This window comes from Enterococcus sp. AZ188 (genome assembly GCF_050544075.1).
GTDB lineage: Bacteria > Bacillota > Bacilli > Lactobacillales > Enterococcaceae > Enterococcus_D > Enterococcus_D entomosocium.
In genome coordinates this window covers 3,050,326-3,064,427 of the sequence record NZ_CP172943.1, presented here as the reverse complement: position 1 = coordinate 3,064,427, position 14,102 = coordinate 3,050,326, and the positions used below count along the sequence as shown (strand labels likewise).

Annotated in this window: 10 protein-coding genes; 9 read left to right on the top strand and 1 reads right to left on the bottom strand. The window is 45.3% G+C overall.

What is annotated here, in order from left to right; translation table 11 throughout:
* The first annotated feature begins 76 nt into the window (after window positions 1–76).
* Window positions 77–988, top strand: a complete 912-nt coding sequence (locus tag IGI86_RS14075) for a carbohydrate ABC transporter permease (protein ID WP_015510298.1) — start codon at window positions 77–79, stop codon at window positions 986–988.
* Window positions 989–1,822: a carbohydrate ABC transporter permease gene (locus IGI86_RS14070; protein WP_430617473.1), complete on the top strand. Its 834-nt coding sequence runs from the start codon at window positions 989–991 to the stop codon at window positions 1,820–1,822.
* Between the two features lie 61 nt (window positions 1,823–1,883).
* Here the strand turns inward: IGI86_RS14070 and IGI86_RS14065 are convergent, their stop codons facing one another.
* A complete protein-coding gene (locus IGI86_RS14065; RefSeq protein ID WP_429968073.1) occupies window positions 1,884–3,062 on the bottom strand; it encodes an ROK family protein in 1,179 nt (392 codons plus the stop codon).
* Window positions 3,063–3,312: 250 nt separating this feature from the next.
* Between IGI86_RS14065 and xylB the strand changes: the two genes are divergently transcribed.
* From xylB to IGI86_RS14030, 7 genes are all read left to right on the top strand, one after another.
* A complete protein-coding gene (gene xylB, locus IGI86_RS14060) occupies window positions 3,313–4,809 on the top strand; it encodes a xylulokinase (protein WP_430617472.1) in 1,497 nt (498 codons plus the stop codon).
* Between the two features lie 117 nt (window positions 4,810–4,926).
* Window positions 4,927–6,234, top strand: coding sequence for a xylose isomerase (gene xylA / locus IGI86_RS14055; RefSeq protein WP_086298022.1), 1,308 nt, complete (start codon window positions 4,927–4,929; stop codon window positions 6,232–6,234).
* Between the two features lie 141 nt (window positions 6,235–6,375).
* The gene (locus tag IGI86_RS14050; protein ID WP_430617471.1) at window positions 6,376–7,842 is read left to right on the top strand and encodes a glycoside hydrolase family 1 protein; all 1,467 of its coding nucleotides are present in this window, start codon (window positions 6,376–6,378) and stop codon (window positions 7,840–7,842) included.
* 36 nt (window positions 7,843–7,878) lie between these two features.
* Window positions 7,879–9,288, top strand: a complete 1,410-nt coding sequence (locus IGI86_RS14045) for a response regulator (protein WP_301388201.1) — start codon at window positions 7,879–7,881, stop codon at window positions 9,286–9,288.
* 137 nt (window positions 9,289–9,425) lie between these two features.
* On the top strand, window positions 9,426–10,325 hold the full coding sequence (locus IGI86_RS14040; RefSeq protein WP_301388203.1) for an ROK family protein: 900 nt from the start codon (window positions 9,426–9,428) through the stop codon (window positions 10,323–10,325).
* Entirely contained in the window at window positions 10,322–12,592 is a 2,271-nt protein-coding gene (gene yicI / locus IGI86_RS14035) for an alpha-xylosidase (protein WP_430617470.1), read from the top strand. Before IGI86_RS14040 ends, yicI begins: the two co-directional genes overlap by 4 nt.
* Window positions 12,593–14,056, top strand: a complete 1,464-nt coding sequence (locus IGI86_RS14030) for a family 43 glycosylhydrolase (protein ID WP_430617469.1) — start codon at window positions 12,593–12,595, stop codon at window positions 14,054–14,056.
* The last annotated feature ends 46 nt before the right edge of the window (window positions 14,057–14,102 follow it).

The window sequence follows — 14,102 nt, the reverse complement described above, 5'->3', positions numbered from 1 at the left end:
ACTACGCGCTGCTTAAAGGGCTTGTCTTTACAGGCAGAAGTTGACAGTGGAAGAAAAAAATATCAGGGGGATTACGATGCAGAATAAGAGAAGATTTGAACAGTATCATCGCTATGGGCTATTATTTATCGCACCATTTTTTCTAGCATTCTTGGTTTTTCAGCTTTATCCAATTCTCTATACGATTTACCTGAGCTTTACAGATCTAAAAGGGTGGAATCCAGCTGCCAATCTTGTCGGACTGGATAACTATTTTGCGATTTTTCGCAACCCGTTATTTTTAAAATCGATCAGCAATACCTTTATTTTGTGGGGCGTAAACTTTGTCCCTCAAATTGGCTTGGCTTTGTTGTTGGCGGCATGGTTTACCAATATCAAGCTGCGCTTGCGAGGGAAAGGCTTCTTCAAAGTCGCTTTTTACTTACCCAACATCATTACTGCGGCTTCAGTAGCAATCTTATTTTTTGTTTTGTTCAGTTTTCCGTTAGGTCCGATCAACCTAGTCTTGCAGCATTTCGGTGTTTTGGACCAGCCCTATGACTTTTTCCGTAGTGAAACGGGCACTCGGCTGATCGTTTCCTTTATCCAATTTTGGATGTGGTATGGTCAGACAACGATCGTTTTGGTTTCGGGCATTTTGAGCATTGATGATGCTCTTTTTGAATCAGCAATGGTCGATGGAGCCAATGATGGTCAAATTTTCCGCAAGATCACGCTGCCTTTGTTAAAACCAATCTTGCTTTATACATTGGTGACGTCCTTGATAGGCGGCTTGCAAATGTTCGACATTCCTTTTTTGCTGACAAACGGTAATCCCAACAATAGTGTCTTAACAATCACGATGTTCATCTACAACCAGGCCTTTACCGGGAGTCGGAATTTCAACGTTGCCGCAACCGCGTCGGTACTATTATTGGTACTTTCAATCGTATTAAGCACGTTATTGTTTCAATTTTTCAAAGAAAACAGCAAAGTGGGGCGAAAATAAATGGAAAATAGCTATCGAGCAAAACGATTGTTGATCTATGTCTTTTTGGTGTTGCTGACCATCCTAAGTATTCTGCCCTTTTGGGTCGTCTTAGTCAATGCAACCCGTTCAGCGGAACAGATCCAGCAAGGGCTGTCCTTGTGGCCCGGCGGTAATCTCCAATACAACTGGTCCGTCTTAATGGGCAGAGGCTTCAATGTTTTCAATGGGTTTAAAAATAGTTTCCTGATTGCTGCTGGTGCTACCGTTCTCAATGTGTATTTTTCGGCGCTGACGGCTTATGGCGTGATCGCCTATGAATTTCGTGGCAAGAAAGTCCTGTTTGCTGTCATTCTTGGGCTGATCATGATTCCTCAGCAAATCAGCATGATCGGTTTTTATCAATTTATGAATCGCTTAGGGCTCTTAAATAATTTTCTGCCATTGATTTTACCAGCGATCGCATCACCCGCGACCGTTTTTTTCTTAAAGCAATACTTAGAAACGATCTATCATCCTGATTTGGCAGATTCTGCTCGTCTAGACGGAGCCGGCGAAATCAAAATTTTCCATCTCATCATGTTGCCTTTGATGAAACCGGGCTTAGCTACCATGGCGATTTTCTCGTTCGTGACCTCGTGGAATAATTTCTTGATGCCCTTGATCTTGATCAACGATACGGAAAAGTATACGTTGCCGATGCTGGTCCAATTGTTGAAAACTGATGTTTACCGTACTGAATTTGGCAGTATGTATCTAGGGATCTCATTAAGTATTATTCCTTTACTGCTGATTTACCTGTTTCTATCGAAATACATCGTGGGCGGTGTGACGGCTGGCGGAATCAAAGGATAGCGAGACCCTTTTACCAAAAGAAAACACTGGACTGAGTTTTCAGTCCAGCATTCATTTACATTTAACGGATCGCACGGGAGAGATCAAGTGCCGCAAAGCGCAAATCGTTGATATTCAAGAAATGTTTTGCCACTAGAACGTTGCCGCCAAACAGCGGGGCTTGATCGCCTAATCGGCTGTTTTTGATCTTCGTGTTTTTGGTGAACTGGCTGGTCAATTTTTGTTGCAGCGCCAGTAATAAATCAGGAATTTTGCGATAGACCGAGCTGTTGATATAGACTTCTTCGGGATCAGAAAAAGTGATGACATTGTTTAGCCCAATACTAAGAAACTCAACATTTTGTTGCGCCAATTCGACTGCTGATTTTTCTCCGGCATGATAGGCTTGTGCAAAGGTATCCGAATTAACGAACGCAGTTTTTGTATAGTGACTGTAGGTGTCAAACAAAACTTTGTTCGACGCGTATTGCTCTAAGCAGCCTCGATTGCCGCAAGGGCACAAGTTGCCGTGAGGAAAGAGCGTAGAATGGCCAACTTCCCCCGCCATGCCGTGAGTACCGGTTTGCAGCTGCCCATCAACGATGATTCCGACACCGATCCCACTATGGACGCTGACGCTCAGTAAATTCGTGGAATCAGAAGAAAAACAGTACTCGCCTAAAGCCGTCAGATTGGCTTCGTTTTCTATATAGACCGCCGTATTGTATTTTTGGCTCAAAGGGGCGATCAAATCAAAGTGTTCCAAGTCGTAGTAGGGGGCAAAGGTGACCGTCTGATTGTGAACGATGCCGTGGATCGCCAAACAGATTCCTACTAATCCATGAGTGGTTTGCGGCATTTGCGGCCAAAATTCTTTCATCATGGAATCGATCGTCGCTAGTACATTTTCTTTGGTGATCAATTCATGGGAATGGTCGGCGGAGGCGATCATCTCGCCATTGATATAAGAAAGCATTCCACGAACATAGTTATAGCCGATGTCAAAGGTAACAGCTAAGCTGCTGCGGTGATTGAATTGCAATTGAATCGGTTTGCGACCACCGATCGAAGTGGAATCCCCAATGCCGACTTCGCGAACGAAGTCCGTGTCAATCAGTTTTTTGGTTATTTGAGAAACAGACGCTTTATTGAGATGGGTCAAATTTGATACTTCCGCTCGTGACACATTTTCATTGTCAATGATCGTCTTCAATACAGCCGCTTCATTTTGTTCGCGTATGCCCATTTTATTGATAATCATGTGTTCTCCTCTTCATAGATGTGATTAGTGTTAGTTTACCGTGCAAATTAATATTGTGCAAGCTGAAGAATAAAGAAAAGAGGAAGAATGTAGGAGCAGCAGTTTGAGAACGAAAATCAAAGAAAGAATCGTTGAAAGCGCTTGACAGAAATACGAGAATCGTTTACTATCCAATTAGTTAGTTTTGAATGCTAATTAACCGATTGAGAGGCAATGGTTAACTGCTTCAAACAGAGGAAGGAGAGAAGAGATGGCTTATTTTTTAGGGTTGGATCTAGGAACAAGTGCGTTAAAAGGCTTAGTTTTTGATCAAACCGGGGAACTCCAAGGAACAGCAAGTGTTGACTATCCATTGTCATCCCCTAGACCGGGGTTCAGTGAGCAAGAGCCTGTGCATTGGCAAGAGGCGGCAGATAAGGTAATCAAAACCTTGATCCAGCAGCTTCCAACGTTGCAGAAAGAATTGATCGGCATCAGCTTTTCCGGGCAAATGCATAGTCTTGTTTTATTGGATGAAGAAAACCGAGTCATTCGTCCGGCAATATTATGGAATGACGTTCGAACCACCAAACAATGTCAAGCGATCATGGCATCCTTTGGAGAGGAAATAAAAGCAATCACCAAGAATATTGCTTTGGAAGGGTTCACCTTACCAAAAATTTTATGGGTCCAAGAATATGAGCCTGAACATTGGCAACAAGTTCGTCACATGATGTTGCCAAAAGACTACTTGGCTTTTTGGCTGACTGGTAACTATTCGATGGATTATTCTGATGCGGCGGGTACGTTACTGCTGGATATCGAAAAGAAGTGCTGGTCTGAAGCCATTCTAGAAAAATTCGCAATCGCATCGGATTTACTGCCGCCGCTTTTTGAATCAGCAGCGCCTGTAGGGAAAATGCGAAAAGAACTGCAAGAAGCCTTTGGCTTTGAACAAGAGGTGACGATCTATGCAGGTGGTGCAGACAATGCCTGTGCTGCATTAGGTTCAGGGATCATCGCCGAAGGTGTCGGCATGGTGTCGATTGGCACTAGCGGTGTGTTCTTATCCTTTGAAGAAGCGCAAGAGGTTGATTATCAAGGCGATCTACACCTTTTCCGTCATGCGATCAAAGACAAGTTGTATTCAATGGGGGTCACGTTAGCCGCTGGAAATTCCTTAAGCTGGTATCGTGATACGTTTGCCCCAAACCAATCGTTTCAGGAATTGCTTTCAGCGATCAGTGAGGTAAAACCGGGGGCAGAAGGCCTGCTGTTTACGCCTTATATCGTGGGCGAACGCACACCACATACCGACAGCCAAATCAGGGGAAGTTTTATTGGCATTGACACACGGCATCGCGAAAAGCATTTCAGTCGTGCCGTCTTAGAAGGGATCACCTTCTCTCTGAAAGATTCCCAAATGATCATGGAAGAACGAGCACAGCGGAAATTCACCCAGATCGTTTCTGTGGGGGGCGGTGCGAAAAATGCCGAATGGCTGCAAATGCAAGCCGATATTTTTAATGCAGAAATGCTGACTTTATCTACTGAACAAGGTCCAGGTATGGGCGCAGCAATGCTGGCAGCAATCGGCAGCGGCATTTATCCAGATGCGGCCGCTTGTGTTAACGCCTTTGTCAAATACAGCAAGGCCATTGCACCGATTCCTGAAAATGTCGCCAAATACCAAGAAATCTATGCGATCTACCGGACCGTCTACCAGCAAACCGCGCCTATCTGCCATGCGTTGGCGCAAATCGAATAGCATAATGGCAGCAGAAAATCTGCTTGATTAAAGCGAGGAATCGTTTTTGGTTCTAAATGATTGGAACCAAGTAAGTTAGTTTATTACACTAAAAAACATAAAATGGAGGCAACAACAATGACTTATTTCCCAGAAATCGAAAAAATCCGCTACGAAGGTCCTATAACAGACAATATGTTTGCATTTCGCCACTACGATGCCGAAGAAGTTGTTTTAGGCAAGAAAATGAAAGATCATCTACGTTTTGCAATCGCCTATTGGCATACGATGACGCAAGACGGCTCTGATCCTTTCGGCGCACCCGTCAACAAACGGACGTGGATCGGTGACACCGAAATGGAAACAGCGAAAAATCGAGTAGAAGCTTTCTTTGAGATTTGCGAAAAATTAGGAGCAGAGTTCTTCTGTTTCCATGATGTTGACGTGGCACCTGCGGGAGAAACGTTAGAAGAATTTTTCCAAAACTTAGACGAAATCACCGATTTGATCAAAGAAAAAATGGAACAAACGGGAATCAAACTATTATGGAATACAGCAAATATGTTCTCACACCCTCGTTTCAACAACGGCGCTGCTTCCACCAATAATGCGGAAGTTTACGCGTATGCAGCAGCCCAAGTTAAAAAAGGCTTAGATATCTCGAAAAAATTAGGCGGTGAGAACTATGTCTTCTGGGGCGGCCGTGAAGGCTATGAAACCTTGTTGAATACAGACATGAAATTTGAACAAGACAACATCGCCCGTCTATTCAAAATGGCGATCGCTTATGGAGAAAAAATCGGTCATAAACCGCAGTTCTTATTAGAGCCGAAACCAAAAGAACCATCAAAACACCAATATGATTTTGATGCAGCGACAACGATGGCCTTCATTCAGCACTACGGCTTAGAAGGAGATTTCAAATTAAATCTAGAAGCCAATCATGCAACATTAGCTGGGCATACCTTTGAACATGAAATCGCCGTCGCTCGCAGCTATAACGCATTAGGCTCACTGGATGCCAACCAAGGAGATATGCTGTTAGGATGGGATACGGATGAATTTCCAACCAACGTTTTTGACTCGACACTCGCTTTATACGAAGTCTTAGAAAACGGCGGCATCGCACCGGGAGGAATCAACTTCGATTCTAAAGTCCGTCGTTCGTCATTTGAAATGGAAGATCTGTTGTTAGCCCACATCGCTGGTATGGATACGTATGCCCGAGCGTTAAAAGCAGCAGCGAAACTGAAAGAAGACCGCTTCTTAGACGAGTTGAAGGAAAAACGGTACGCCTCGTTCCAAGAAGGCATCGGAGCGAAGATCGTTGCTGATGAGGAAAACTTAGAAACACTGACAGATTACGCATTGGCGCATGATCAAATCGAATTAGAATCCAGCCACATTGAATATGTGAAATCTCGTTTGAATGATTACCTGTTTTAATAAGAAACGACTGTCGTTCTGAGGAGCGACAGTTTTTTCACCTAAAAAATATCTTTTGGCAATTGTTACGAATCAACCAAATTATGATACGATAAAATGTAACCGATTTAACTCGGTTTAGGAATTGAAGGAGGCAACTTGATGTTTCACACAAACTTAGATCCTTTCCCAGAAAACTTCTTATGGGGGGCGGCTTCGGCGGCCTATCAAATTGAAGGTGCATGGGCAGAAGACGGCAAAGGTCCGTCGATTTGGGATACCTATGCCCAAATTCCCGGCAATACCTTTGAGGAAACCAACGGCAAAGTGGCGATCGATCACTACCATCGATACAAAGAAGATGTTGCCTTGATGAAGCAAATGGGCTTGAAAGCCTATCGCTTCAGCGTGGCGTGGTCGCGAATCGTGCCTGATGGCGAAGGTGCGGTCAATGAAGCTGGTGTGGCGTTTTACGAAAAGCTGGTGGACGAATTGCTTCGGCAAGGAGTAGAACCGATTTTGACGCTGTATCATTGGGATCTTCCTCAGGCTTTGCAAGACAAATACCAAGGATGGGAGGGACGAGAAACAGCAGCGGCATTTGAACGGTATTGCCGAATCCTTTTTGAACGCTTAGGAAAGAAAGTCACCTATTGGGTCACCATGAATGAACAAAATGTCTTCACTTCTCTTGGGTACCGTTGGGCGGCACATCCACCGGGCTTGAAGGACTTAAAACGGATGTATGCAGCCAATCATATCATCAACCTTGCCAATGCAAAGGCAATTAATTTGTTCCATGAGCTGGTTCCACAGGGCAAGATTGGTCCAAGTTTTGGCTATGGTCCGATGTATCCGTTTAGCTGTGACCCAGAAGATGTGCTGGCTGCAGAAAATGGCGAAGCCTTCAACAACGCGTGGTTTTTAGATGTCTATTGCAAAGGCGAATACCCGAAATTTGTCTACAAGCAATTAGCCAAAGTCGGTCTGGCTCCTGAAGTCACTCCAGAAGATCAAGCACTATTAAAACAGGCAAAACCTGATTTCTTAGGGATCAATTACTATCACGGTGGGACGGCCCAACAAAACAATTTGCAAAAGCAGTCAGCTGAAAAGAAAGAATTTTCTAAAGTCGATCCGTATTTGATGCAAGCGGCAGCTGGCGAGTTCTCACCAGAAGAAACCATGTTTGCGACGGCGGAAAATCCCCACTTGAAAAAAACAGATTGGGGCTGGGAGATCGATCCCGTTGGTTTCCGTGTAGCCTTGCGACGTATCCAAGCCAATTATGACTTGCCGATTTTTATTACTGAAAATGGGTTAGGCGCCATCGATCAATTGACAGAAGACAAACAGATCCATGATCCATACCGCATTACCTATTTGCAAGAACATCTGGTGGAACTGCAAAAGGCCATCACGGATGGGGTTGAGCTGATCGGCTATTGTGCTTGGTCCTTTACAGATCTACTAAGTTGGTTGAATGGATACCAAAAACGCTATGGGTTTGTTTATGTCGATCGCGACAATCAAAACGAACGTCAGTTGGCGCGCATCCCGAAAGATAGTTTTTATTGGTATCAAGAGGTGATTCGCACCAACGGGGCAAGTTTGACAAGGGAAACATGATGTAACGAAGGAGTAGCTGAAAATGGAGGTTGGAAAATGCGTAAAGTGTTGATCGTTGATGATGAAGCATCGATCCGAAATGGACTGCCTCTGATCATCGATTGGGAACGTCTGGGGTATCAAATCGTCGGGTCGGCGGAAAACGGCGAAGCTGGCTTGGCAATGATCCGCGAATTGAAGCCAGACGTTGTGATCGCTGATATCCGTATGCCGGGAAAAAATGGTCTTGAGATGGTGCAAGCAGCATCGGAGGAAGGTCTTTTGTTTTTTGCCATTATTTTGTCCGGCTACTCAGATTTTGACTATGCCAAGCAAGCGTTGCAACTGGGCGCTGTGACCTATTTGCTGAAACCAGTTGATGAAGAAGAGCTGATCGGTATTTTGACGAAAATCGATCAAAAAGCCAAGACCGATCAGCAGAAAAATCAGAAGAGTCAGTTGATGGAGAAATTGTTTGGCGGGGATCAAACGGGGATCAAAGACGCACAAGCCATCAAGCTATTGCGACTTCCCGAGGAGGCAGATGCCCAAAAGCTGGTTGAGAAATTGCAGGAGCAAGTGGCGCAAGTCATCACCTTGATCCATCGGCATCATCGGTATTTGGTTTTGTTAAACGAGGAACGCTTTCCCGACGAGGCGATCGATACGTGGTGCCGCAAAAAAATGGCTCATCAAGAAATCTTGATCTCCCGCTGGTTTGCGGCGCAAGAGAACTTGAAGCCATTGATGATCGACATCCAGACATTGAGTAAATTGATTTTCTTATTTCCCAATCAAGTCATTTCTCACCATGTTTTGGATACGACCCAAGAAGCAGAAGAACGAAGCGATTTGCGTGAAGAATTAGTAAAAGCGATTTTGGCAAACGATCCATTGGAACAGCCGTTATCCCGCTATTATCAAACCTTTTATCATTCATTGGCATTGGAAGAAGAGATCAAATGGCAAATCAATGGCGACATCGAATGGCTGCAGCATCAAATCAGTGAAAAAGTAGCATTAGCGATCGAATGGTCGACAGACGAAGTGCATCAGCAGATTTTTCTCGCCCAAACGTTTCCGATGCTACAAGAGGTGATCACCGCAAAACTAGCAGACTTGCAAGCAACAGTCGCCAGCAGTTTGAACCAAATCGATATCATTGCGGAATTGATCCAATACACGAAAAAGCATTATCAAGAAGATTTGACCTTGAAAAAAATCGGGGAACGTTTCAATTACAATAGTGCCTATCTAGGCAAGAAGTTTCGCAAAGAAACCGGTAAAAATTATTTGGCGTTCTTGGATGAAGTGCGAATGGAAAAGGCGGTGGAAATCTTACGTCATTCCAATCTAATGGTCTACGAAGTCGCTGAATTGGTAGGCTACAGCAATGTTGATTATTTCTACAAAAAGTTCAAACAATACCATCAGGTTTCGCCGAATGAGTTTCGGAAAAATGAATAACCACAAAGATGTCCGTGATTTTCTACGGACATCTATTTTTTAGGGTAACGATGACTAAATTGCTTGGTAGGCTTTCTTTTTTTTCTTTTATATAATTTAGATGAAACTGTAAGCGCTTTTTGAACGGAGGAGGAGAAATGACAGATGTACGCCTGTGCTTTGATGTAGGCGGGACCTATATCAAATTCGGGGTTTTTACCGAGAAGAATCAATGGCTGGACCGAGGCAAAATCAAAACCCCGAGTAATACGCGGGATGAATTTTTTGCTGCCTTAGCTGCCAAAATACAAGAAGTCGAGCAAGCGCATGTTATCGAAGGGATCGGGCTGAGTTTTCCTGGTTTCATTGATTCAGTCAATGGCCGAGCGATCATGGCGGGGGCGTTGGCTCCTTTACACGGCTGTGCTGTCGTACAAGAGCTACAGCAGCGTTTAACCAAGTCCTATCCGATCTGGATCGAAAATGATGCGAAATGTGCTGCTTTAGCAGAACTTTCTACCGGCAATGCTGCTGACGTACAAGATTTTGTCATAATCACATTAGGCACCGGTATTGGTGGCGCGCTTGTTCATCAGCGCCAGTTGATTCACGGAAATGGGTTTCGGGCAGGAGAATTCGGAATGATGATCACTGATTTTCAAGCATCTTCTTTTGCGACCCTCCATGATCTAGCTTCAACGAGAGGGCTGATTGCTGCCTATCGACGAGCAAAAGCGATTCCTGAATCAGAGGAGATTTTAGGAGAAACCATCATGCAGCAGCGGTCGAGTGATCCTGAAACGCAGGAGATTCTGAAACAGTGGGCACGTTATGTCGCACTTGCGATTTACAACCTAGCTGTCACGATGAATCCCGAAAAAATACTGATCGGCGGCGGCATCAGCCAACACCCTGATCTATTAGCTATAATCAAACAAGCAATCAATGAGAACCCCCATTGGCCAGATTTCCAAGTGCCGATCGAGACTTGTCGTTACTATAATGATTCTGGTCTGTTAGGGGCGTTGACATTGATCCAACAAGGAGGAAAAAAATGAAATTTTCAGATGGCGGTTGGTTATTTCGTGAAGGATTTGATGTGAAATTTGCGGTGCATGTCTACGATGCCCGTAAAGAAGAAAACAAATTGGTTTTATATCTGCCTTATGGCTATGTCGGACATAAAGGGGCAACGCTGGATGGCGGATTGTTAACGATGGAAGTCACTACCCCTAGAACCAATATCATTGGGATCACCCTTTACAATTATAAAGGGGTCCAAGCCAAAGCACCCAACTTTGAATTGATGACAGAAGAGATCACTCCTGATATTTCAGAAGATGAGCAATCGTATGTTTTTCGCTCGGGAGACTTGCAAGTCGTGATCAGCAAAGAGGAAAATGTGACAGCTTCGTTTTATTACAAAGAACAGCTGATTACCCAAAGCAACCCTCGCAGCAAAGCCTTAGTGATTGATCCGCAAGCAAATACCCATATCAGCGAACAGTTGACCCTGGATGTGGGAGAAACGATCTATGGTTTAGGGGAACGCTTTACTAATTTCGTGAAAAATGGCCAAAGTGTTGATATTTGGAATGCCGACGGGGGCACTGGTACGGAGCAAGCTTACAAAAATATTCCGTTTTATGTAAGTAATAAAGGGTATGGCGTCTTCGTCAATTCACCCGACCGGGTGCAATTTGAAGTGGGGAGTGAAAAAGTTTCTCGTGTTCAATTCAGCAATCCAGGACAAACGCTGCAGTACTTTGTGATCGCCGGTGATGAGTTAAAGCAAGTGATCCAGCGCTACACTGATTTGACGGGGAAACCGTCGCTGCCACCTGCGTGGTCCTTTGGGTTGTGGCTAAGTACCTCGTTCTTGACGGATTATGATGAACAAACCGTAACATCTTTTGTAGACGGTATGGCAGAACGTGAGATTCCCCTTGAGGTCTTTCATTTTGACTGCTTATGGATGAAGGAATACGAGTGGTGCAACTTCACGTGGGACGAACGAACTTTCCCAGAACCGGAAAAAATGCTGCAGCGCTTGAAAGCCAAAGGATTGAAAATCTGTGTCTGGATCAATCCGTACATTGGGCAAAAATCACCCTTGTTTGACGAAGGGATGGCCAATGGCTACTTTTTGAAACGCGCCAATGGAGATGTCTGGCAATGGGACAAATGGCAAGCAGGTTTGGCGATCGTCGACTTCACCAACCCTGAAGCGGTCGCTTGGTACAATAGCAAGCTGCGTGCCTTATTAGATATGGGTGTGGATTGCTTCAAAACGGATTTTGGTGAACGGATTCCCACCGATGCGGTATACTATGACGGCTCTGATCCAGAAAAAATGCACAATTATTACGCCTACCTATACAATAAAGTCGTCTTTGACTTGCTGAAAGAAGTCAAGGGAGCAGAAGAAGCCATCGTTTTTGCGCGGGCAGCTTCGGTTGGTTCGCAACGCTTGCCTGTACACTGGGGTGGCGACAGTACGTCAGATTATCCATCAATGGCAGAGTCACTGCGGGCAGGTCTGTCCTTTGGGTTAGGCGGCTTTGGATATTGGAGCCACGATATCTCAGGGTTTGAAGCTGGCTCAACCCCAGACCTTTACAAGCGCTGGACACAATTTGGTCTGCTGTCTTCCCATAGCCGTTACCATGGCAGCTGGGAATACAAAGTGCCTTGGGTTTATGACGACGAAGCCGTGGCGGTAGCCAAAGCCTTTACCAAGTTAAAATTGTCCTTGATGCCTTACTTGCAAGCTCAATCGGTGCTAACCGCCCAAACGGGGATTCCGATGATGCGGGCGATGGTCTTAGAGTTTCCTGAAGACGAGATGACCCATCATTTGGATCGCCAATACATGCTGGGGGAACACCTTTTAGTTGCGCCCATTTTTAATGATCAAGGAACGGTCTCCTTTTACGTACCGAAGACGAAGGGGCATTGGATCGACTATTTATCTGGCAAAGCTTACGAGGGCGGACGTTGGTACCAAGAAACCTATGATTATTTCCACTTGCCACTGTTAGTCCGACCAAATCAACTGATTATCGAAGGCCATGAACAAACCAAAGCAGTCTATGACTATGCCGAACATCCAACGATCCATCTCTTTGATCCGCAAGACAAGACCGCTGCGGCTATCTATGATCACCACGGTGAGTGGATTGGCGAGGTGGCTGTTGAAAGAGTCGATCAAGAACTGATCGTCAAGCTGACAGGGATCCAGCAAGCATCCTTGCAGATTCACACGACTGCTGGAAAAACGATCCATAAGCTGACGGCTGACCAAACCACGATAAAGGAGTTCTAGATGCCGATGCGAACCATCACGAATCCAATTTTACCTGGATTTCATCCAGATCCCAGTATTTGCCGTGTCGGTGAAGACTTTTATCTGGTGACGAGTACTTTTGAATATTTTCCTGGATTACCAATTTATCACAGTAAAAACTTGGCAGACTGGCAGCTGATTGGTCATGGACTTTCGCGACCTGAGCAGCTGCAGTTATCGACGAAAAATCCCAATGCTTTTGGTCTGTATGCCCCAACCTTGCGTTTTATCAAGGACCGCTTTTACCTCGTTTGTACCAACGTTGGGGCAAACGAAGGAAGAGAAGGCAACTTTCTGATCTGGACAGATGACATCGCCGGTGAATGGTCTGACCCGATTTGGCTGGACACCCCTGGGATCGACCCGACGATTTTCGCAGATGACGATGGGCAGACCTATTACTTAGGCACCCATAAGGAGATCTATCTGCGGACGATCAATTTGGCTTCTGGAGAATTAGGTCCGCGCCAAAACATTTGGACAGGCAGCGGATCGGCTGATCCAGAAGGCCCCCACTTGTATAAAAAAGACGGCTATTACTACCTGTTGATCTCCGAAGGTGGAACGTCCTATGGTCATATGCTGACCATGGCCCGCAGTCGTTCCTTGACGGGCCCCTATGAAGCATGCCCCAACAATCCAGTGATGACCAATCGCAGCACGAATCTGCCGCTGCAAGCTACAGGGCATGCGGACCTCGTGCAAGATACCCAAGGCAACTGGTGGGCAGTTTGTCTGGCAGTACGCCCCATCAGCTATCCTTTGAGGCATTTGCTAGGTCGGGAAACATGCCTGCTACCGGTGGACTGGTCAAACCCATGGCCGGTGTTTGGCGAGGAAGGTCACTTGCCAGAAATCATTCAGGTAGACACAGCGGCGGCACCAAAGGAAACACAAAAGAAGAGCAGCAAGCCTGATTACGTGACTTTATTCGAATGGGACCCGACGTTGATTGAAGAAGAGCCATATGGTTTCTTGCTGCATCCTAATCAGACGGGTCTGTCCGATCAAGGCAAACTCGCCGCAGTGTTCCAACGGCAAACCGCCTTTGAGCAACAATTTCAGGCAACCTTTGATTGTCGGCAACTAACGGATGGGCAAGCAGGATTGACGGTTTTCTTAAATGCCACCCATCACTATGAGGGATACCTAGAAAAAACGGCGTCCAGTCAGCAGCTAGTTTTCCGCCGACAAATCGGTTCCTTATGGAAAGTGGAAAAGAAACTGCCTTATGCAGCAGATATGGTCACCTTGCAGCTGAGCGCCGATAAAGAAACCTATCGTTTTTCTGTTTTTGATGAACAAGGACAAGCACAGCTTTTAGGCAGTGGAGAAACAAAATATCTGACCACTGAAGTCGGTGGTGTCTTTACTGGGATCATGGTGGGCTGTTACGCCAGTGCTTCTTCACCACAACAAACCGTTCGTGTGCGGGATTTCTAATCAATCAAAAGCCCCCTTTCGATTTCTGAAACAGGAATCGAAGGGG

Excerpts from the sequence above, each read along its gene's own strand:
- IGI86_RS14075 (WP_015510298.1), top strand. The coding sequence starts at position 77 with ATGCAGAATAAGAGAAGATTTGAACAGTATCATCGCTATGGGCTATTA.
- IGI86_RS14070 (WP_430617473.1), top strand. The coding sequence starts at position 989 with ATGGAAAATAGCTATCGAGCAAAACGATTGTTGATCTATGTCTTTTTG.
- IGI86_RS14065 (WP_429968073.1), bottom strand. The coding sequence starts at position 3,062 with ATGATTATCAATAAAATGGGCATACGCGAACAAAATGAAGCGGCTGTA.
- xylB (WP_430617472.1), top strand. The coding sequence starts at position 3,313 with ATGGCTTATTTTTTAGGGTTGGATCTAGGAACAAGTGCGTTAAAAGGC.
- xylA (WP_086298022.1), top strand. The coding sequence starts at position 4,927 with ATGACTTATTTCCCAGAAATCGAAAAAATCCGCTACGAAGGTCCTATA.
- IGI86_RS14050 (WP_430617471.1), top strand. The coding sequence starts at position 6,376 with ATGTTTCACACAAACTTAGATCCTTTCCCAGAAAACTTCTTATGGGGG.
- IGI86_RS14045 (WP_301388201.1), top strand. The coding sequence starts at position 7,879 with ATGCGTAAAGTGTTGATCGTTGATGATGAAGCATCGATCCGAAATGGA.
- IGI86_RS14040 (WP_301388203.1), top strand. The coding sequence starts at position 9,426 with ATGACAGATGTACGCCTGTGCTTTGATGTAGGCGGGACCTATATCAAA.
- yicI (WP_430617470.1), top strand. The coding sequence starts at position 10,322 with ATGAAATTTTCAGATGGCGGTTGGTTATTTCGTGAAGGATTTGATGTG.
- IGI86_RS14030 (WP_430617469.1), top strand. The coding sequence starts at position 12,593 with ATGCCGATGCGAACCATCACGAATCCAATTTTACCTGGATTTCATCCA.